The sequence below is a fragment of the Pelomonas sp. CA6 genome (assembly GCF_022549225.1).
In the GTDB taxonomy this organism is placed as follows: Bacteria; Pseudomonadota; Gammaproteobacteria; order Burkholderiales; family Burkholderiaceae_C; genus Roseateles.
Map to the genome: position 1 here is coordinate 576,076 of NZ_JAKZFD010000001.1, position 19,500 is coordinate 595,575.

A 19,500-nucleotide genomic window follows, 5' to 3' on the forward strand; every position below is an offset into this window, starting at 1 on the left:
AGAACTTGGCGGTGGGGCGGTTGGCTCCACCGCAGGATGCACAAGCGTTCACGTCCTCTCCTACTCCTGTGCGCCGGGTTCCGCCGGTGTCTCGCGACCCCGGCGGCCGGCTTGTCTTGTCTTGGTCCTTGGCCGCTTGCGCGGTGTCCTCAGTCGAACAGCCAGCGGCCTCCCAGCGACGGGTTGCCGCAGTCGTTGGGGTTGTCGTGCTGGCAGTTGGCCCAGTTGCACAGCCACTTGGTGGGCTGCTGGCCCTCGCGGATCAGCTGGCTGCGCAACTGCATGAAATGGCGGCGCGCGCTCTGCGCGTCGGGGAAGCTGCGCTGGTCGGACGCGGCCATCAGCGCCTTGATGCGCTCGCGCGTCTGCTGCAGCTGCGCCGACAGCCCCAGCGCGGTGGCCGTGCTCTGCGCCATCTCGGCCTGACGCGCGGCCTGCAGCGCGTCCGCGCGGGCGGCCTGCATGGCCTGGGCCGTGGCATCGTCCGCGCGTGCCTGGGCCTCCGCGCGTGCCTTCGCGGCCTCGTCGCGGGCCCGCTGCGCGGCGGCCGCGTCCAGCGCCGCACCGGCGCGCAGGCTCTGCAAGGCGCCACCCAGGTTGAGGCCGGGCGGCGGTGCCGGGCGCGGCGCCGGCGCCGCGGCGGCCTGGACCTGCGCGAGCTGGGCCTGGGCCTGGCGGGTGGCGGCATCCAGCTGGCGCAGCTGCGCCAGCGCCTCGGCCAACGCGGGATCGTCCGGCGGGGCCAGTGCCAGGTCTTGCGCCAGCTCGGACAGCGCGTCGCCGCAGCCGCCGCAGAAATCGAAGAAGCCCTGGGTCTGGCAGCGCGCGCAGCGCAGCCCCTGCTGGCTGTTGCCGCATTCGGTGCAGAAGGCCGCGCCTTCCACCAGCTCGGCATAGCAGAAGCGGCACTGGCCGGTTTTCAGCCAGTGGCCGCAGGCCTCGCAGAAGTCGCCGCCGCCGACCTCGGCCCCGCATTGCGGGCAGGGGCAGCCCAAGGCATGGCCGCACTCCACGCAAAAGAGCGCGCCCGGCACCAGGGGCTCATGACAGTTGGGACAGCCCGACGCGTCACGCGTGCGCGTCAGGTCCTGGGTCGCCTGCTCGGTGGCGACGGGCTCGGAGGCCGTGCGGCCGGCGGGATCGCCTGGCGCGCTCAAGACCGGCGCTCCGCCGCTGCGTCCGCGTGCATCCCGCGCTGCTGCTCCTTGAGCCGGGCAGGTCGCGCAATATCCACGGGGGTCGGGCAGGGCGTCGCAGCTCGCATGGCAGATCGGTAAGCCAGGGGTGTCAGATGTAAGCGGAACATCTTAGCGAACAAATATTTGCGAAATCCGCTCTGACAGGCGCACTGTTGCGCGCCGTCGCCAGGCAGTGACTTAGTTCTCTGCGCGGCGCCACGCCGATCGCGCGGGGCGCAGGACGCACGGGAGATCAGCCGCGCAACAAGGGCGCCAGGCTTGTGCCAGGCGGCGCACCGCGTCGCGGATCTGGGGCGGCGGCACCGCGGCAAAGCCCAGCACCAGGCCGGCGCCGCCCAACGGGTCGGGCTGTCCACCGACCTGGCGCATCGGGCCCACCTCCACACCGGCCGCCGCCGCCGCGTCGGCCAACGCTCGCTCGGTGCGCGCGTCGGGCAGCGGCAGGAAGGCGTGCAGGCCGCCGTCCGGCGGCGGCAGCGCCAGGCCCAGCGGGGTCAGGTCTTGCGCCCAGGCCTCCAGCAGCGTGCTGCGTCGCTCGTTGGCGGCGCGGCGCATGCGCCGCAGATGGCGCAGGAAGTGGCCCTGCTCGATGAAGTCGGCCAACACCTGCTGGTCCATGCAGGCGCTGTGGCGGTCCAGCACCGCGCGCAGCCGGGCCAGCGTGGGCATCCAGGCGGCGGGCGCGACCAGATAGCCCAGGCGCAGCCCGGGGAAGAGCAGCTTGGACAGCGAACCGACGTAGAGCGTGCGCCGCTGGGCGTCCAGGCTGGCCATGGGCGCCAGTGGCAGGCCGGTGTAGCGGTATTCGCTGTCGTAGTCGTCTTCCAGGATCCAGGCCTGCCGCGCGCGCGCCCAGTCCAGCAGGTCCAGCCGGCGCTGCAGCGGCATGCTCACGCCGGTGGGGAACTGGTGCGAGGGCGTCAGATAGAGCAGCCGGCAGCGTGGCCCCAGCGCGGCGAGCGCGGCGGGGCGCAGGCCCTGCGCGTCCAGCGGCACGCGGTGCACCCGCGTGGCGGCCAGGGTCAGCGCGGCCGTCGCGGCGCGGTAGCCGGGTGCTTCCATCGCCGCTTCGTCGCCGGGGCGCAGCAGTGCCAGCGCGGCCAGCGCGATGGCCTGCTGGGCGCCGGCGGTGATCAGCAGCTCGTCGGCGCTGCAGTGCAGGCCGCGCGCGCTGCGCAGATAGTCGGCCAGCAGCGCACGCAGCCGCGGCAGCCCGGCCGGGTCGCCATAGCCCAGGGACTGCGGTTCGTGGCGGCGCCAGGCGCGCGCCTGCAGGCGCGACCAGACCTCGGCCGGAAACAGGTCCAGCGCCGGGCTGCCCCAGCGGAAGGCCCGCTGCGGCCCGTCCGGCGTGCGGCCGGGCGTGAAGGCTTGCAGCTGGCGCCAGACCTGGGTGTCGGGCGGGGGCGCGGCGCTGGCCGGCGCGCCGCGCGCTCCGGCCGGCTCCGCGGTCGACGGCAGCCGCGCCGCCACATAGCTGCCGTCGCCGACGCGGCTGGCGATCAGCCCTTCGTCCAGCAGTTGTTCGTAGGCGCGCACCACCGTGTTGCGCGACAGGCCCAGCGCCTGCGCCAGCGCGCGCGTGGTGGGCAGACGCGTGCCGGCCGGCAGGCGGCCGTCCAGCACGCGCAGGCGCAGCCGCGCCACCAGCGTCGCGGCCCGCGGTCCGGGGTCTTCCAGCGCGAGGCCGGAGGCGTCGAAGGGCAGGGCCGGGGCGCGCATTGGTCCTTTGGATTTGTGATGAATTGGAGCTTGGATCGTACCAATCGGCCGCCTAAGCTGTGCGCTCGTCCCTTTGCCCAGGCTCCGAGCCAGGACCCGCCCATGTACACGCCCCGCCATTTCATGCTCGACGATCCCGTGCTGCGGCGCCGGCTGGTGCGCGAGCATCCGCTGGCCCTGCTGGTGGCCACCGATGCCCGTGCCCCGGAGCAGCCGCCCATTGCGCTGCATCTGCCCATGGTCTGGAGCGCCGAGGACGGTGACGGCGGCGCGCTGGAGGGCCATCTGGCGCGGGCCAATCCCCATCTGGCGGCGCTGCGCGACGGCCAGCCGGTGCGCCTGATGTTCAGCGGGCCCGACGCCTATGTCTCGCCGTCGCTGTACGACGGCGCGCTCAACGTGCCGACCTGGAACTACCTGGCGCTGGAGGTGCAGGGCCGCCTGGCGCTGGTCGACGAGCGCGAGGCCAAGGACACGCTGCTGAAGCGGCTGATCGCGCAGCAGGACCCGGGCTACGCCGCGCACTGGCGCGGCCTGCCCGAGGCCTATCAGCAGCGCATGCTGGACGCCATCGTCGGGCTGCGCGTGCAGGTCCTGGCCGTGGCGGCCAAGGCCAAGCTCAGCCAGAACCGTTCCGCCGCCGAGCGCGCGCGCGTGGCGGCCCATTTCGAGGCCGGCACGGCCGCCGGCCTGGCGCGCTGGATGCGCGAGCTGGCGCCCTGATTCTTTCCACTTCCGATCTGGAGATCACGATGGCAAGACCTGCCCCCCTGGACATCCATCCCGTCACGCTGCGCGGCCGCGTGGTGCAGCTGGAACCGCTGAGCCTGGACCATGTCGAGGGCCTGTGCGAGCACGGCCTGGAGCCGGCGCTGTGGCAGTGGATCCCCACGCAGGCCCTGACGCCCGAGGACATGCGGGCCTACGTGGTCCAGGCGCTGGCCGAGCAGGAGCGCGGGCAGTCGCTGCCCTTCGCGATCCGCGACCTGGCCTCGGGCCAGCTGGCCGGCTGCACGCGCTTCGGCAACATCTCGGCGGCGGACCGGCGGCTGGAAATCGGCTGGACCTTCGTGGGCCTGCCCTTCCAGCGCAGCGGCGTGAACACCGAGGCCAAGACCCTGCTGCTGACCCACGCCTTCGAGACCCTGGGCGCCTACCGCGTCGAGCTGAAGACCGACGTGCTCAACGAGACCTCGCGCCGCGCCATCGCCCGCCTGGGCGCGACGCAGGAAGGCATCTTCCGCCGCCATGTGATCACCCACAGCGGCCGCGCGCGCGACACGGTCTACTTCGCCATCCTCGACCACGAATGGCCGGCGGTGAAGCAGAGGCTGCAGGGCCTGTTGAAACAGTGAGCCCCTCGGCCAGCGGGGGCGGCGATGTTCGAAGGGGGAGGCCCCGCTCGCACATCGCCAGACGGGCCGGCTTGGGGCCGCCCGGCGCGCGGCCCCGGGCGGCCAAAGCAGCGCGCCGCGGGCTTACATGCCGGCGTAGTTGGGGCCGCCGCCGCCTTCCGGGGTGATCCAGACGATGTTCTGGGTCGGGTCCTTGATGTCGCAGGTCTTGCAGTGCACGCAGTTCTGCGCGTTGATCTGCAGCCGGTCGCTGCCATCCTCGTTCTTGACGAACTCGTAGACGCCGGCCGGGCAGTAGCGGCTCTCGGGACCGGCGAACTGGGCCAGGTTGACCTGCACCGGCACGTCCGCGTTCTTCAGCGTCAGGTGGGCCGGCTGGTTCTCTTCGTGGTTGGTGTTGGAGATGAACACCGACGAGAGGCGGTCGAAGGTCAGCTTGCCGTCCGGCTTCGGGTACTCGATGCGCGGCATCTCGGCGGCCGGCCTCAGCTGCACATGGTCGGGCAGCGGGCGGTGCAGGGTCCAGGGCGGGCTCTTGATGCCGAGCTTGGGCAGCAGCCACTGCTCGATGCCGGTCATCAGCGTGCCAATGGTGTTGCCCTTCTTGAACCAGGTCTTGAAGTTGCGCGACTGGTGCAGCTCGTCGTGCAGCCAGCTCTTCTCGAAGGCTGCCGTGTAGGCGTTCAGCTCGTCCTTCTCGCGGCCCGCGGCGAGCGCGTCGACCAGGGCCTCGGCGCACATCATGCCGGTCTTGATCGCGGCATGGCTGCCCTTGATGCGCGCGGCGTTCAGGAAGCCGGCGTCGCAGCCGATCAGCGCGCCGCCCGGGAAGACCGGCTTGGGCAGCGACAGCAGGCCGCCCGCGGTGATCGCGCGCGCGCCATAGCCCAGGCGCTTGCCGCCTTCGATGTGCTTGCGGATGCTGGGGTGGGTCTTCCAGCGCTGCATTTCCTCGAAGGGCGACAGCCAGGGGTTCTTGTAGTCCAGCCCGACCACATAGCCCAGCGTGACCTTGTTGCCTTCCAGGTGGTAGAGGAAGCCGCCGCCATAGGTGTCGGCGTCCATGGGCCAGCCGGCGGTGTGCACCACCAGGCCGGGCTGGGCCTTGTCGGCCGGCACTTCCCACAGCTCCTTGACGCCGATCGCGTAGCTCTGCGGGTCGCGGCCGGCGTCGAGCTGGAACTTGGCGATCAGCTGCTTGCCCAGGTGGCCGCGCGAGCCCTCGGCGAAGATGGTGTACTTGCCCAGCAGCTCCATGCCCAGCTGGAAGCCCTCGTGCGGCTGGCCGTCCTTGCCCACGCCCATGTTGCCGGTGGCCACGCCGCGCACGCGCCCCTGTTCGTCGTACAGCACCTCGGCGGCGGCGAAGCCGGGGAAGATTTCCACGCCCAGCGCCTCGGCCTGCTCGCCCAGCCACTTGGTCACGGCGCCCAGCGAGATCACGTAGTTGCCATGGTTGTGGAAGCAGGCCGGGATCAGCCATTGCGGCGTGCGCTTGGCATCGCTCGGGCCGAGGAACAGCACCTCGTCGCCGGTGACGGGCTGGTTCAGCGGCGCGCCCAGCTCCTTCCAGTTCGGGAACAGCTCGGTGATCGCACGCGGGTCCATCACCGCGCCGGAGAGGATGTGGGCGCCGGGTTCCGAGCCTTTCTCCAGCACGACGACGGAGATGTCCTGGCCCTTCTCGGCCGCCAGCTGCTTCACGCGGATCGCGGTGGACAGACCGGCGGGGCCGGCACCGACCACGACCACGTCGTACTCCATGCTCTCGCGCGGTCCGAATTGGGCAAGCAGTTCCTCAGAGCTCATGGAAGTCCTTCGTGGTTGTCTCTAGCTGATAGGCGGGGCAGGGCGCATGCCTCCCCTTGTGGCTGGGGCGCATTCTAGCCTTGCGTCCCGAAAATAGAACGGTCGTTCTATTTTGTTGCTAGAGCGCCAGCACTAGGACGAGGCAAGACCCGGCACCGTGGCCCGCGCGGCTCGCCGCGGGCTCTGGCGCCCCGGGGCGCGTGCTATCGTTTTGCGCTTGGTCCCCTGGCCCGCGCCCGCGGATGGCTGGCGGGCCGTCTTTTCCTTCAACCAGGAATCTCCCCATGAGCTACAGCATTGACCTGTCGGGCCGTGTCGCCCTGGTGACCGGTGCGTCCAGCGGCCTGGGCGCGCAGTTCGCGCGCACCCTGTCCGCGGCCGGCGCCGCGGTGGTACTGGCGGGCCGCCGCGTGGATCGGCTCAAGACCCTGCGCGCCGAGATCGAGGCCGGCGGCGGCGATGCCCACGTGGTGCAGCTGGACGTGACCGACCACGACAGCATCAAGGCCGCGGTCGCCCACGCCGAAACCGAGATGGGCACGCTGGACATCCTGATCAACAACTCCGGCGTCAGCACCACGCAGAAGCTGACCGACGTGACGCCCGAGGACTACGACTTCGTGATGAACACCAATGCGCGCGGGGCCTTCTTCGTCGCGCAGGAGGTGGGCAAGCGCATGCTGGCGCGCGCCCGCGGCGCGGCGCCGGGCACCTTCACCGGTGGGCGCATCGTCAACATCGCGTCCATGGCCGGCCTGCGCGTGCTGGGCCAGATCGGCGTCTACTGCATGAGCAAGGCCGCCGTGATCCACATGACGCGCTCGATGGCGCTGGAGTGGGGCAAGTACGGCATCAACGTCAACGCGATCTGCCCCGGCTACATCGACACCGAGATCAACCACCACCACTGGACCACCGAGCAGGGCCGCAAGCTCGTGGACCTGCTGCCGCGCAAGCGCGTGGGTCAGCCTCAGGACCTGGACACGGCGCTGCTGATGCTGTGCGCCAACGAGAGCCATTTCATCAACGGCGCGGTGATCCAGGCGGACGACGGTTTCGGAGTTTGACGGCATGAGTGTGCGTACCCTGAGCGCGGCGGAAGCGCGCGTGCTGGCCGTGCTGGTGGAAAAGGAATCCACCGTGCCGGACAGCTATCCGATGTCCTTGAACAGCCTGACCCTGGGCTGCAACCAGAAGACCGCGCGCGACCCGGTGATGAACCTGGCCGAGTCGGAGGTGGCGGCGGCGCTGGACGAGCTGAAGTCCATGAGCCTGGTCCATGAGGTCAGTGGCAGCCGCGTGACCCGCTTCGCGCACAACATGCGCCGCGTGCTGGGCGTGCCGGGCCAGTCCGAGGCCTTGCTGGCGGTGATGATGCTGCGCGGGCCGCAAACGGCGGCCGAGCTGCGCCTCAACAGCGAGCGGCTGCACCGCTTCGCCGACGTTTCGTCGGTCGAAGGCTTTCTGGAAGAACTGGCCGAGCGCGAGCCGCCGCTGGCGCGCAAGCTCGCCCGCGCGCCCGGCGCGCGCGAATCGCGCTGGGCCCATCTGCTGGCCGGCGAGCCCGCGCTGCCGGCCGCCGAGGTCCGCGCGTCGTCGGATGCCCCGGCTCCTGCGCGCGACGCGGAACTGGCCGCGCTTCGCGAGGAGGTGGCGACGCTGAAGGAACTGGTGCACCGCATGGCGCAGCAGCTGGGCGTGGAGATCGAACCGGGGCCCCAAGGCGGTTGAGATGCGCATAGACATCCCCGAGGACAAGCGGCTGGTCCATGAGTGCCGCATCCCGATACGCTGGGGCGACATGGACGCCATGGGCCATGTCAACAACGCGGTCTACTTCCGCTACATGGAAATCGCCCGTGTGGACTGGCTGGACAGCCTGGGTGGCGCACCCGCGCCGGAGGGCCAGGGCCCGGTGATCGTCAACGCCTTCTGCAATTTTTACCGCCCGCTCAGCTACCCCGGCGAGGTGCTGGCCCGGCACTATGTGTCCAACCCCGGGCGCAGCAGCTTCGACACCTGGATCGTGCTGGAACGCAGCGATCAGCCCGGCGTGATCTACGCCGCGGGCGGTGCCACCACCGTCTGGCAGGACGCGGCGACGCAGAAGTCCTGCCCGCTGCCGGACTGGCTGCGCCCGGTGCTGGCGCCGGACGGCGCGGGACGCTGAGCGGAGCCCGCCGCGCCATCCGACGCCGCGGGCTCAGGACCCGCTGGCGACGACGCCCAGCTGCTGCAGCAGCGTCAGGTTGTCCTCCAGATGCCAGTTCTCGGCGATGCGCCCGCTGGCATCGATGCGGTAGATGTCGGTGGCGATGAAGTCGATCGCGCGGCCGTCGCCCTGGTGTGCGCCAAAGCGGCCGGTGAAATGGCCGCGAAAGCGCAGCCGGCCGACCACGCGGTCGCCCACCACCAGCATCTCTTCGACCTCGGCACGCAGGTCGGGCACGGCGGCGCGGAACTGCCGCGACGCGAAGAGCGGCCCCTCGGGCCCCTGCGGCCGCCCCGCGGGCAGGTTGCGGTCCATGAAGTCCGGCGCCAGCGCCGCCCGCGCGAGCGCCGGGTCGCCGCTGTTCCAGAACCCGTAGTAGCGGCGCGCAGCCAGGCTCTGCGCGGCCAGCCGTTCGGCGCTCAACGAACGGTCGACCACGGTGGACGCGGGCTCGGGCAGGGTCTCCGCGGGATCGGCCGCCCGGGCCGGCAGGGCCAGGGTCGCGAGGAGGGCCAGCAGCAGCGGCGTGGACGCCAGGCGGGGGAGGTGAGGCATGGTGAATCGCAAGGTTGACGGTGGAGGCGCTACTGTCCCTCTTTCCATTGCGGAACAAAATGCCTCGCGGTGCTGAAGCACCTGTTCCAAAACGAAATAGATACCCGAGGTGATCGCCATGGCCGAGTTGGCCGACATGAAGCTCTTTGTGCAGACGGTGCGGGCCGGCAGCCTCTCGGCGGCAGGGCGGCTGCTCGGCTTTTCGCCGGCGGTGGGCAGCAAGCGCCTGGCGCGGCTGGAGGCCGACCTGGGCACGCGGCTGCTGCAGCGCAGCTCGCGCCGCCTGGCGTTGACCGAGGAGGGGGCGATCTACTTCGAACATTGCCAGGCGATCCTGGCCCAGGTGGACGAGGCCGAAGCGGCGGTCGGCCACGGCCGCCAGCAGGCCCAGGGAGTGCTGCGCATCAGTTCGCCGGTGGCGTTGGGCCGGCGCTGGATCGGCCCGGCATTGGCGCGCTTCGCGGCGGCTCATCCGGCGGTGACGGTGCAGCTCTCACTCAGCGACGCGCTGGTCGATCTGCTGGAGGACGGCTACGACTGCGCGATCCGCATCGGCGGCCCGCCGGATTCGCGCCTGGCCGCCCGGCCGCTGGCCGAGAACCGGCGCATCGTCTGCGCGGCGCCGGCCTACCTGAGCCGCCATGGCCGGCCACAGCGGCCCGAGGACCTGGCCGGCCATGCCTGCCTCATCACCAGCCGCAACCGCGCGACCCTGGCCGACTGGCGCTTCTGGCCCCGTGACGCCGGCCCGCGCGTGGCGCCCACCGTGGTGCGCGTCGGCGGTCGCCTCGTCTGCGACAACGGCGACCAGGCCCACGACTGGTGCCTGGCCGGCCTGGGCGTGGCGCGGCGTTCCATCCTGGACGTGCGCGAGGAGCTGGCCGACGGCCGCCTGGTCGAGTTGCTGCCGGCGTGGACCGGCGAGCGGGCGCCGGTGCAACTGGTCTTCCCGTCGCGCCGCTTTCTGCCGGCGCGCACGCGGTTCTTCATCGAGCAGTTGGTGGCGGAGTTCGCGACGGCTCTCTGATGGGGATCGGCGCGGGCGTCAAGCCGGGTGGGCTGGATGCCCAAAGCCCGGCCGCGCGGTGCCGCGGAGGGCGCCCGTCACGGCTGCCGAACGCGGCGCATCTCGGCCGCGTATTCCGTGAACCCCAGGGAACGGTACATCTCGCGGGCGGGCTCCGTCGCCCCGAGCCGGACCTCGCCGATGCCCTGCGCGTCCAGGTGATCGAGGAGGGTGGAGACGAGCGCCTTCGAGATGCCCTGCCGGCGGTGGCTCTCCGCGCTGAAGACATTGGTGATGCGGGCCATCTGGCCGCCGGGGTTGCCGCGTGTCGGGCCCCAGTCGAGCAGGACGACGCCGGCCCCGCCGACCACGACGCCATCCTCGACCGCGAACCAGCCCAGATAGGTGCCGGTGCCGATCTTGGGTTTGACCCACTGGGCGTAGGCCGGCCGACGCTCGGCGTCTTCCGGGCGAAAGCAGCCGTGCGCGGCGACCATGTCTGCGTCGGAGGGGATGACGCGGCGTAGGGTCCAGGAACGTTCCATGCGTGGATTCTCCCTTGATCCCGTTCCCTGGCGGCGCTGCCCGATGGCGCGGGCGATCGATCCACGGCATGCGGCGGCGTGGCAGCTCGAACACGCCAGCGGCGCAGATGTCGCCCCGGGCTGCAGTCGAGCTTGCCATGGGGGCCGCCATCGCCTGGCCCTGTTCACTGTTCTGAGAGCGGGGAGACCTCTGCGCACGCCAGGCGCACAACATCAGGGCTTTTGCCCAGTCCGTCTTGTCTCAGGTCAAATATCATTGAATTCTTATTTATGAATTCCCAAGGAGACCCCATGCGTCTGCTGTCCCTGATCGCTCCCGCCGCGCTGCTGATCGGCGCCGCCATGCCGGCCCACGCCAATCTGGCGCTGGCGCAGAAGAATGCCTGCATGGCCTGCCACGCGGTGGACAAGAAGCTGGTCGGGCCGGCCTACCAGGAGGTGGCCAAGAAGTACGCCGGCCAGGCGGACGCGAAGGCCAAGCTGGCCGCCAGCATCAAGCAGGGCGGGGCGGGCAAATGGGGCCCGGTGCCCATGCCGGCGCAGCCCAATCTGTCCGACGACGACCTGCAGGCCCTGGCCGGCTGGATCCTGGCCGGCGCCAAATAAGCCGGTTGCGCCAGGCCTGGCCGACCACGGCGCCGGTGTGCCCACGGGGGGCTTGGGCGGGAGGGCAGGGCATAGAATGTCGCCCTCATGACCTCCTCTGCAACCATGACCCCTCAGGACAACCAGACCAAGGTGTTCGAATCGGTGGCGGAGCTGTTCTCTCTGCTGTCCACGCCGATACGGCTGCGCATCATCAGCGCGGTCTGCAATGGCGAAAAGAACGTGTCGGAGCTGCTCGCCGAGATCGAAACGACGCAGCCCAACATGTCGCAGCACCTGTCCACGTTGTACCGCAGCGGCGTGCTGTCGCGCCGCCGCGAGGGCACGCAGATCTACTACAGCCTGCAGAGCCAGCGCGTCGCCACCCTGTGCCGTGCGGTCTGCACGCAGGTGGCGATCGAGCTGGACGGCGACGCCGAAATCGACCCGGCGGAGCGCCTGATCCCCAACGGGCGCTGAGGCCCCCGGCCGGCGGTCCGCCGGCTTCCTGTCTTCCGGCATGCCGCCGCTCCCGGTGCGGCGGCCCGCCCGCGCCATCCCGCCGTGCGTCAGCCGCTCGCGCGTTGCGCCTAGCGCCCCATCCCAGGGAAAGTCCTTAAATATTCGAATTCACTGATCAATAATATTAGCGATTATTGATATTTGAGGTGGCGCGCGCCCCTGTCCGGGTGCGAAGGCTGCGGCTCAGCGCTCCCCGAGCTGCGAAGGATGCAATGTGAACCAAGATGATCGACAGCCCTCCGGGCGGCTGCTGAAGGCGCCGGAGAACTTCCTCGACGCCGACGGCGTGCGCCGCGTGTTCGCCGAGGCCAAAGATGGGCGGCGAGGCTTTCTGCGCCAGGCCTTCGTCGCCGCGGGCGCGGCAGGCGCCCTCGGTGGCGCGGCGCGTGTCGCGGCCGCGCCGGTCAGCGGCGATGGCGACCCGGCCATCCTGGAGCTGCCCGAGCACAGCAAGGGCCTGGGCCAGGCGGTGGTGACCGACGGCTATGGCAAGCCGTCCAAGTACGAAGCCAATGTGCAGCGCCGCCAGAGCCCTGGCCTGACGCAGACCGCGCAGGCCTCGGTGTCCTTCGCGCCGCTGCAGTCGCTGTTCGGCATCGTCACGCCCAGCGGCCTGCATTTCGAGCGCCACCACCAGGGCTGGTGGGACATCGACCCGTCCAAGCACCGCCTGATGGTCAATGGCTCCGACCCCGGCCTGCTGAAGAAGCCGCTGGTGCTGGGCATGGACGAGTTGATGCGCCTGCCCTCGGTCTCGCGCTTCCACTTCATCGAATGTGGCGCCAACACCGGCATGGAATGGGGCAACGTCGCCGTGCCCACGGTGCAGTACTCCCACGGCATGCTCAGCTGCAGCGAGTTCACCGGCGTGCCGCTGCGCGTGGTGCTGGACATGGCCGGCGTGGACTACAAGAAGGCCCGCTATGTGCTGGCCGAAGGGGCGGACGGCTCGTCGATGACGCGCACCATCCCGATGGAGATGGTGGAGAGCGGCGAGGTGCTGCTGGCCTATGGCCAGAACGGCGAAATGCTGCGCCCCGAGAACGGCTACCCGCTGCGCCTGGTGGTGCCCGGCGTGCAGGGCGTGAGCTGGGTGAAGTACCTGCGCCGCATCGAGGTGGGCGACCAGCCCTGGGCGACCAAGGACGAGGCCATCCACTACGTGGACCTGATGCCGGGCGGGCTACACCGCCAGTACACCAGCATCCAGGAATGCAAGAGCGTGGTCACCACGCCGTCGGGCGGCCAGGTGTTGCTGGACAAGGGCTTCTACAACATCAGCGGGCTGGCCTGGTCGGGCCGTGGGCGCATCCAGCGCGTCGACGTCTCGGTGGATGGCGGCCGCAACTGGCGCAGCGCGCGCCTGGAAGGCACGCCGCTGCCCAAGTGCCTGACGCGCTTCAACCTCGACTGGGTCTGGGACGGCAAGCCCGCGCTGATCCAGAGCCGCGCGATGGACGAGACCGGCTTCGTGCAGCCGGCCATGCGCCAGCTGCGCGAGGTGCGCGGCACGCGCTCCATCTATCACAACAACGCCATCCAGACCTGGCTGGTGCAGGAAGACGGCGAGGTGAAGAATGTCCAGCTTTCGTGAGAACACGCGGGGCCGTCCCCGCGCCCTGCGTGCGCTGCTCGCCGCGCTGGCGCTGGCGGCCGCGCTGCCCGCGGCCCTGGCGCAGGAGCGCTTTCCCGGCATAGGCCGGGCCGCGACGCCCAAGGAGATCGCCGCCTGGGACATCGACGTGCGCCCGGACTTCAAGGGCCTGCCCAAGGGGTCGGGCTCGGTGGCCAAGGGCCAGGAGGTCTGGGAAGGCAAGTGCGCGCAGTGCCATGGCATCTTCGGCGAGAGCGGCGAGGTGTTCTCGCCGCTGGTCGGCGGCACCACGGCCGAGGACGTCAAGACCGGCCGCGTGGCGCGCCTGAACGACCCGGGCTTCCCCGGCCGCACCACGCTGATGAAGGTGGCCACCGTCTCGACGCTGTGGGACTACATCAACCGCGCGATGCCGTGGACCGCGCCCAAGTCGCTGAGCACCGAGGAGGTGTATGCGGTGACGGCCTATCTGCTCAACATGGGCGGCATCCTGCCGGATGACTATGTGCTGTCCGACCGCAACATCGCCGAGGCGCAGCAGCGCCTGCCCAACCGCAACGGCATGACGACCGCGCACACGATGTGGCCCGGCAAGGGACTGACCACCGCGAAGGCACCGGACACCGCCAACAAGCCCTGCATGAGCAACTGCGCCGCCGAGCCGCGCGTGGCGTCCTACCTGCCCGACCACGCCCGCAATGCGCACGGCAATCTGGCCGACCAGAACCGCCTGGTGGGCCCGCAGCGCGGCGCGCAGACGGCCGCCAGCGCGGGGGCGAAGGCCGCCGCCGCGCCGGCCAAGCCCGAGGCCCCGGCCGCGCCCACGGCGCTGCTGAAGAAGAACAGCTGCACCGCCTGCCATGCCCAGAACAGCAAGCTGGTGGGGCCGTCCTTCCAGGAAATCGCCCAGCGCCACGGCGGCCGTGCCGACGCGGCGGGCTATCTGGCGGAGAAGATCCGCAGTGGTGGCGTGGGCGTCTGGGGCCAGATCCCCATGCCGCCGCAGACCCTCAGCGCCGACGAGGCGCGCAGCATCGCCGACTGGCTGTCCAAGCTCAGCCGTTGACATTTCCCAGGGGTCCGGTGGTGCAATCCACTTCCGGACCGCCGATCAAGCGCACAACCAGGAGACCGAGATGAGTGCGAACCGAAGAGAAGTCCTGTCCACCGGCCTGCGTCTGGCTTCGCTGCTGCTGGCCAGCGGCGCGCTGGCGCAGCACGCGCAGGCCGCCGGCACGATGGCCGGCAAGGGCGCCTTCGACGCCAAGACCGTGGGCGAGGTGATGAAGAGCCTGGGCCTGTCCATGCCCACCGAGAGCAAGGACGTCAGCATCACTGCGCCCGACATCGCCGAGAACGGCGCCGTCGTGCCGCTGGGCGCGGCATGCACGCTGCCCGGGGTCAAGCAGGTCCTGCTGATGGTCGAGAAGAACCCGGCCGTGCTGGCCGCGGCCTTCAACGTGACGCCCAGCATCGACGCCGCGTTCTCGACGCGCGTGAAGATGGGTCAGTCGTCCCAGGTCTTCGCGGTGGTCGTCACCGAGGACAACAAGGTGCTGTTCGCCCAGAAGGAAGTGAAGGTCACGCTGGGCGGTTGCGGCGGTTGACGCGCCGCGGCGCCGACCCGACCGATTTCAACCGACGCATTCCGACGACTAGGAGATAGAACATGGCAGACCCGATGCGCATTCGCGCCCAAGCCTCCGGCGACAAGATCACCGTGCGCGTGCTGATGGCCCACGAGATGGAAACCGGCCAGCGCAAGGATTCCTCCGGCAAGACCATTCCCGCGTGGTACATCAACGAGGTCACCGCCCTGCACAACGGCAAGGTGGTGATGAGCGCCGAATGGGGCCCGTCCGTGGCCAAGAACCCCTTCCTGCAGTTCACCATCAAGGGTGGCAAGGCGGGCGACAAGGTCGGCATCAGCTGGACCGACAACCGCGGCGACAAGCGCAGCGACGAAGCCGTCGTCAGCTGAAGCCAACCGGCCCCGGGGCCGCGGGCCCCGTGTGAATCACAACGAGGCGCCCGCGCCAAGCCCGACGGGCGACCCACAGGAGACATGCGATGAAGCACATCACCCAGGGCCTGGTGGCCGCGGCGGCCCTTGCGGCGCTGGCCGCGGTGGGCACCGTGCAGGCGCAGAAGAGCGCTGCCGACGGCATTGCCGAGTACCGCGCGCTGCTGGCCGACGGCAACCCCGCCGAGCTGTTCGAAGCCAAGGGCGAGGACCTCTGGAAACAGAAGCGCGGCCCCAAGAACGCCTCGCTGGAGGCCTGCGACCTGGGCAAGGGCCCGGGCGTGGTCAAGGGCGCGTTCGTGGAGCTGCCGCGCTGGTTCGCCGACACCGGCCGCGTGCAGGACCTGGAGTCGCGCCTGCTGACCTGCATGGGCCGGCTGCAGGGCCTGGACGAGGCCGCGATCGCCAAGACGCGCTTCGGCCAGGGCGAGCAGCTCAACATCGAGGCCCTGGTGGCCTGGATCTCGGCCGAGTCGCGCGGGCTGCGCATGAACCTGCCGCAGCAGCACGCCGAGGAGCAGCGCATGTACCAGCTGGGCAAGCGCGCCTTCTTCTTCCGTGGCGGACCGATGGACTTCTCCTGCGCGTCCTGCCATGGCGAGGACGGCAAGCGCATCCGCCTGCAGGACCTGCCCAACCTGACCAAGAACCCGGGCGACGGCGTCGGCTTCGCGGCCTGGCCCGCCTACCGCGTCTCCAGTGGCGAGCTGTGGGGCATGCAGCGCCGGCTCAACGACTGCTTCCGCCAGCAGCGCTTTCCCTATCCCGGCTATGCCTCCGATGTGACCGTCGCGCTGGCCGTGTACATGGGCGTCAACGCCAAGGGCGCCGAATCCATCGCCCCGTCCATCAAGCGCTGAAAGGGTTCCCGATGAAGAACGTTCGCATCTCCAAGGCCCTGCGCCTGGCCGCCTATCCCGCGCTGCTGGCGCTGGCCGTGGGTGGCTGCGCCTCGCTGCCCAGCAGTGCCGAGCTGGACGCCCAGGCGCGTGCCATGCTGCAGGCCTCGTTCCGCGACGAGGGCATCGCGACCATGAAGCGCCTGGACCAGGACCTGGGCCAGCAGGCCTGCTCCAGCGACCAGGCGCCGCCCGAGGCGGTGGCCAAGTCCATCGAGAGCGAGGCCATGGCCTCGATCCGCTGGCCCGCCGACGGGCGCTACCTGGGCGACTGGAAGGAAGGCGAGAAGCTGGCGCAGAACGGCCGCGGCATGACCTGGACCGACAAGTCCGCCGAGCCCGCGGCCAATGGCGCCAACTGCTACAACTGCCACCAGATCAGCAAGCAGGAGGTCTCCTTCGGCACCATCGGCCCGAGCCTCTACAACTACGGCAAGCTGCGCGGCGTCAGCAACCCGGCCGATCCGGCCGCGGCGCCCATCGTCCAGTACACCTGGGGCAAGCTGTGGAACTCCAAGGCCTATTCGGCCTGCTCCAACATGCCGCGCTTCGGCCACAAGGGCCTGCTCAACGAGGACCAGATTCGCCACGTGATGGCGCTGCTGCTGGACCCGCGTTCGCCGGTCAACGAGTGACCCCTGGCGCGCGGCGCGCGGTCTGAACCGCGTGCCGCGCGCCTTGCTCCTCCCCCATTTCCCTTTCTTCGTCCCGGACCTCCCACCATGAATCTCAGCAAGCGGGAATTCCTGCAAGTGATCTCGGCCGCCTCGGTCGCCGGCATGGCGCTGGGCCGCCATGAGCAGGCCGACGCCGCCAGCGCCGAGGCCGGCCTGTACGAGCTGCCGCGCTTCGGCCAGGTCTCTTTCCTGCACATGACCGACTGCCACGCGCAGCTGCGGCCCATTTACTTCCGCGAGCCCAGCGTCAACCTGGGCCTGGGCTCGATGTCCGGCCGCACGCCGCACCTGGTCGGCGAGCAGCTGCTCAAGGCGGCCGGCGTGCGTCCGGGCACCGCGCTGTCGCATGCCTACACCTACCTGGACTTCGAGCGCGCCGCGCGCCGCTACGGCAAGGTGGGCGGCTTCGCCCACCTGTCCACGCTGGTCAAGCGCATGAAGGCCTCGCGCCCCGGCGCGCTGCTGCTGGACGGCGGTGACACCTGGCAGGGCTCGGCCACCTCGCTGTGGACCCAGGCCCAGGACATGGTCGACGCCTGCAAGCTGCTGGGCGTGGACGTGATGACCGGCCACTGGGAGTTCACCTATGGCATGGAGCGGGTGCAGGAGATCCTGGAGAAGGACTTCAAGGGCAAGCTCGACTTCGTCGCGCAGAACGTCAAGACCAACGACTTCGGCGACCCCGTCTTCGCGCCCTATGTGATCCGCGAGATCAACGGCGTGCCCTGCGCCATCATCGGTCAGGCCTTCCCTTACACCCCCATCGCCAACCCGCGCCACATGGTCGCCGACTGGGCCTTCGGCATCCAGGACGACAACATGCAGCGCATGGTCGACGAGGCGCGCGGCAAGGGCGCGCAGGTCGTGGTCGTGCTGTCGCACAACGGCATGGACGTGGACCTGAAGATGGCCAGCCGCGTGCGCGGCATCGACGCCATCCTGGGCGGGCACACGCACGATGGCGTGCCGCAGCCGGTGCTGGTGGACAACGCCGGCGGCAAGACCCTGGTGACCAATGCCGGCAGCAATGGCAAGTTCCTCGGCGTGCTGGACTTCGAGTTGAAGAACGGCAAGGTCTCGGACTTCCGCTACAAGCTGCTGCCGGTGTTCTCCAACATGCTGACGCCGGACCCGGAGATGCTGGCGCTGATCGAGCGCGTGCGCAAACCCTATGAAGCCAAGCTGTCCGAGAAGCTCGCGGTCACCGACGGCGTGCTCTACCGCCGCGGCAATTTCAACGGCAGCTGGGACCAGCTGATCGTCGACGCGCTGATGGAGGTGCAGGGCGCCGAGATCGCGTTCTCGCCGGGCTTCCGCTGGGGCACCAGCCTGCTGCCGGGCGACGCCATCACGCGCGAGCTGCTGATGGACCAGGTCGCGACCACCTATTCCTATGCCACGGTCACCGAGATGAGCGGCGCCACCATCAAGACCGTGCTCGAAGACGTCTGCGACAACCTCTTCAACCCCGACCCCTACTACCAGCAGGGCGGCGACATGGTGCGCGTCGGCGGTCTCAGCTACGCCTGCGAGCCGGGCGCGGCGATGGGCGCTCGCATCCAGGACATGCGCCTGAACGGCAAGCCCATCGAGGCCGGCAAGACCTACCGCGTCGCCGGCTGGGCGCCGGTGGCCGAGGACGCCGGCAAGGCACCGGGCACGCGCATGGTCTGGGACGTGGTCGAGCAGTGGCTCAAGGGCCATGCGCGGGTGACGACGCGGCGCATCAACACGCCGCGGCTGATTGGGGTGGAGGGGAATGCGGGATTGAGGATGTAAGCCCCCGGGCATGCGGCCCCCCGCCCAAGGGGTACCTTGGTCGGCCCCCCGAGGGGGCGGCGATGCTCGCGGGGGCTTCCCCGCTCGCACATCGCCAGATGGGCCGGCTTGGGGCGGCCCGTGGAATGCTGCCCCCCGCCCAAGGGGTACCTTGGTCGGCCCCCCGAGGGGGCGGCGATGCTCGCGGGGGCTTCCCCGCTCGCACATCGCCAAGTGGGCCGGCTTGGGGCGGCCCGGCGCCGGCCCGTGGAATGCGGGCCCCCGCCCAAGGGGTACCTTGGTCGGCCCCCCGAGGGGGCGGCGATGCTCGCGGGGGAGGCCCCGCTCGCACATCGCCAAGTGGGCCGGCTTGGGGCGGCCCGGCGCCGGCCCGGCCCATCGGGGCCGCTGGTCGGCCCCCGTTTTGGGGCGGCGATGTTCGCGGGGGTGGCCCGGTGCCGGCCCGTGAAGCGCAGGCCGGTGGCGTGGGGCCTCTGGGGGCTGGGGTCAGGGTTTGAGGTAGACGTAGCCTTCGCGGGCCTGGAGGCGGGCGACTTCGGCGACGCCGGAAGGAACGACCTGGGCTTCCATCGCGACTTGGTCGGCGGAGATCTTGCGGGCGACCAGGGTGTTGTTGCAGACCTTGAACTGGACGCCACGGCCGGCCAGTTCGCCGATCGCGCCGGCAAAGGGCTGGCCGGTCGGGGTGGTGGCGCCGTCGAGCAGGAAGTCGATGCCAGGGCCGTGCGCGACGACGACGATGCGCGCCTTGGGGTCGGCGTCGAGATGGTTGCGGATGTTGCCCATCGCACGCGCGGCCTGCTGCACGCCGTCGCTCAGGTGGTAGACGACCTTGACCGGCTCATCGGGCGCGGCGCCCGCGCCGCCGATCAGGCTCAGACCGGTGGCCAACGCCAGCACGAATCGAAAAAATCTTGACATGACGCGTCTCCTCTTCCTCAATGGGGGGTTGAAAATCAGTGAATCTGAATATGTGGATTCAACACTGACCGGCCCGCGAAGGCGAGCGGGTTAACAC

General features: G+C 70.3%; 21 protein-coding genes. 15 read left to right on the forward strand and 6 right to left on the reverse strand.

The features are described 5' to 3' along the window. Window positions 1-149: 149 nt before the first annotated feature. Both LZ017_RS02580 and LZ017_RS02585 read right to left on the reverse strand, forming a co-directional pair. The gene (locus tag LZ017_RS02580) at window positions 150-1,157 is read right to left on the reverse strand and encodes a zinc ribbon domain-containing protein (RefSeq protein WP_241298469.1); all 1,008 of its coding nucleotides are present in this window, start codon (window positions 1,155-1,157) and stop codon (window positions 150-152) included. Window positions 1,158-1,376: 219 nt separating this feature from the next. Beyond that, entirely contained in the window at window positions 1,377-2,921 is a 1,545-nt protein-coding gene (locus LZ017_RS02585; RefSeq protein ID WP_241298470.1) for a PLP-dependent aminotransferase family protein, read from the reverse strand. Window positions 2,922-3,023: 102 nt separating this feature from the next. Here LZ017_RS02585 and LZ017_RS02590 point away from each other — a divergent pair, with 102 nt between their 5' ends. After that, entirely contained in the window at window positions 3,024-3,644 is a 621-nt protein-coding gene (locus LZ017_RS02590) for an FMN-binding negative transcriptional regulator (RefSeq protein WP_241298471.1), read from the forward strand. 29 nt (window positions 3,645-3,673) lie between these two features. Continuing rightward, complete coding sequence (locus LZ017_RS02595) at window positions 3,674-4,276, forward strand: GNAT family N-acetyltransferase (protein ID WP_241298472.1); 603 nt, start codon at window positions 3,674-3,676, stop codon at window positions 4,274-4,276. Window positions 4,277-4,399: 123 nt separating this feature from the next. Here LZ017_RS02595 and LZ017_RS02600 read toward each other — a convergent pair whose 3' ends face one another. Beyond that, on the reverse strand, window positions 4,400-6,085 hold the full coding sequence (locus tag LZ017_RS02600) for an electron transfer flavoprotein-ubiquinone oxidoreductase (RefSeq protein WP_241298473.1): 1,686 nt from the start codon (window positions 6,083-6,085) through the stop codon (window positions 4,400-4,402). 284 nt (window positions 6,086-6,369) lie between these two features. Here LZ017_RS02600 and LZ017_RS02605 point away from each other — a divergent pair, with 284 nt between their 5' ends. Genes LZ017_RS02605 through LZ017_RS02615 form a run of 3 tightly spaced genes read left to right on the forward strand, consistent with a single transcriptional unit; the run spans window position 6,370 to window position 8,255 of the window. Beyond that, entirely contained in the window at window positions 6,370-7,152 is a 783-nt protein-coding gene (locus LZ017_RS02605) for an SDR family oxidoreductase (protein WP_241298474.1), read from the forward strand. 4 nt (window positions 7,153-7,156) lie between these two features. Next, window positions 7,157-7,816: a YceH family protein gene (locus LZ017_RS02610; RefSeq protein ID WP_241298475.1), complete on the forward strand. Its 660-nt coding sequence runs from the start codon at window positions 7,157-7,159 to the stop codon at window positions 7,814-7,816. A gap of 1 nt (window position 7,817) precedes the next feature. Further along, window positions 7,818-8,255, forward strand: a complete 438-nt coding sequence (locus LZ017_RS02615; protein ID WP_241298476.1) for a thioesterase family protein — start codon at window positions 7,818-7,820, stop codon at window positions 8,253-8,255. A gap of 33 nt (window positions 8,256-8,288) precedes the next feature. Here the strand turns inward: LZ017_RS02615 and LZ017_RS02620 are convergent, their stop codons facing one another. Then, the gene (locus LZ017_RS02620; protein ID WP_241298477.1) at window positions 8,289-8,852 is read right to left on the reverse strand and encodes an ester cyclase; all 564 of its coding nucleotides are present in this window, start codon (window positions 8,850-8,852) and stop codon (window positions 8,289-8,291) included. Window positions 8,853-8,970: 118 nt separating this feature from the next. On the opposite strand from LZ017_RS02620, the gene LZ017_RS02625 reads away from it, so the two are divergent. Continuing rightward, entirely contained in the window at window positions 8,971-9,879 is a 909-nt protein-coding gene (locus tag LZ017_RS02625; RefSeq protein WP_241298478.1) for a LysR family transcriptional regulator, read from the forward strand. A gap of 77 nt (window positions 9,880-9,956) precedes the next feature. On the opposite strand, the gene LZ017_RS02630 is transcribed toward LZ017_RS02625, so the two are convergent. Continuing rightward, window positions 9,957-10,403, reverse strand: a complete 447-nt coding sequence (locus LZ017_RS02630) for a GNAT family N-acetyltransferase (protein ID WP_241298479.1) — start codon at window positions 10,401-10,403, stop codon at window positions 9,957-9,959. 291 nt (window positions 10,404-10,694) lie between these two features. On the opposite strand from LZ017_RS02630, the gene LZ017_RS02635 reads away from it, so the two are divergent. The 9 genes from LZ017_RS02635 (at window position 10,695) to soxB (ending at window position 18,482) form a co-directional block, all read left to right on the forward strand. Then, the gene (locus tag LZ017_RS02635; protein ID WP_277604453.1) at window positions 10,695-11,009 is read left to right on the forward strand and encodes a c-type cytochrome; all 315 of its coding nucleotides are present in this window, start codon (window positions 10,695-10,697) and stop codon (window positions 11,007-11,009) included. 87 nt (window positions 11,010-11,096) lie between these two features. Further along, window positions 11,097-11,468: a metalloregulator ArsR/SmtB family transcription factor gene (locus LZ017_RS02640; RefSeq protein WP_241298480.1), complete on the forward strand. Its 372-nt coding sequence runs from the start codon at window positions 11,097-11,099 to the stop codon at window positions 11,466-11,468. 256 nt (window positions 11,469-11,724) lie between these two features. Further along, window positions 11,725-13,104 (forward strand): sulfite dehydrogenase, encoded by a 1,380-nt coding sequence (gene soxC, locus LZ017_RS02645; RefSeq protein WP_241298481.1) that lies wholly within the window; start codon window positions 11,725-11,727, stop codon window positions 13,102-13,104. Then, entirely contained in the window at window positions 13,088-14,170 is a 1,083-nt protein-coding gene (locus LZ017_RS02650) for a c-type cytochrome (protein WP_241298482.1), read from the forward strand. Before soxC ends, LZ017_RS02650 begins: the two co-directional genes overlap by 17 nt. A gap of 70 nt (window positions 14,171-14,240) precedes the next feature. Further along, window positions 14,241-14,711 carry a thiosulfate oxidation carrier protein SoxY gene (soxY, locus tag LZ017_RS02655; RefSeq protein WP_241298483.1) on the forward strand — a complete coding sequence of 157 codons (471 nt, stop codon included), beginning with the start codon at window positions 14,241-14,243 and terminating at the stop codon, window positions 14,709-14,711. 62 nt (window positions 14,712-14,773) lie between these two features. Next, window positions 14,774-15,085, forward strand: coding sequence for a thiosulfate oxidation carrier complex protein SoxZ (gene soxZ / locus LZ017_RS02660; protein WP_241298484.1), 312 nt, complete (start codon window positions 14,774-14,776; stop codon window positions 15,083-15,085). A gap of 89 nt (window positions 15,086-15,174) precedes the next feature. Next, window positions 15,175-15,987 carry a sulfur oxidation c-type cytochrome SoxA gene (soxA, locus tag LZ017_RS02665; protein WP_241298485.1) on the forward strand — a complete coding sequence of 271 codons (813 nt, stop codon included), beginning with the start codon at window positions 15,175-15,177 and terminating at the stop codon, window positions 15,985-15,987. Window positions 15,988-15,998: 11 nt separating this feature from the next. Further along, window positions 15,999-16,661 carry a sulfur oxidation c-type cytochrome SoxX gene (soxX, locus tag LZ017_RS02670; protein WP_241298486.1) on the forward strand — a complete coding sequence of 221 codons (663 nt, stop codon included), beginning with the start codon at window positions 15,999-16,001 and terminating at the stop codon, window positions 16,659-16,661. Between the two features lie 87 nt (window positions 16,662-16,748). After that, window positions 16,749-18,482: a thiosulfohydrolase SoxB gene (gene soxB / locus LZ017_RS02675; protein WP_241298487.1), complete on the forward strand. Its 1,734-nt coding sequence runs from the start codon at window positions 16,749-16,751 to the stop codon at window positions 18,480-18,482. A 486-nt stretch (window positions 18,483-18,968) separates the two neighbouring features. Here soxB and LZ017_RS02680 read toward each other — a convergent pair whose 3' ends face one another. Continuing rightward, window positions 18,969-19,403, reverse strand: a complete 435-nt coding sequence (locus LZ017_RS02680; RefSeq protein WP_241298488.1) for a DsrE family protein — start codon at window positions 19,401-19,403, stop codon at window positions 18,969-18,971. Window positions 19,404-19,500: the final 97 nt, after the last annotated feature.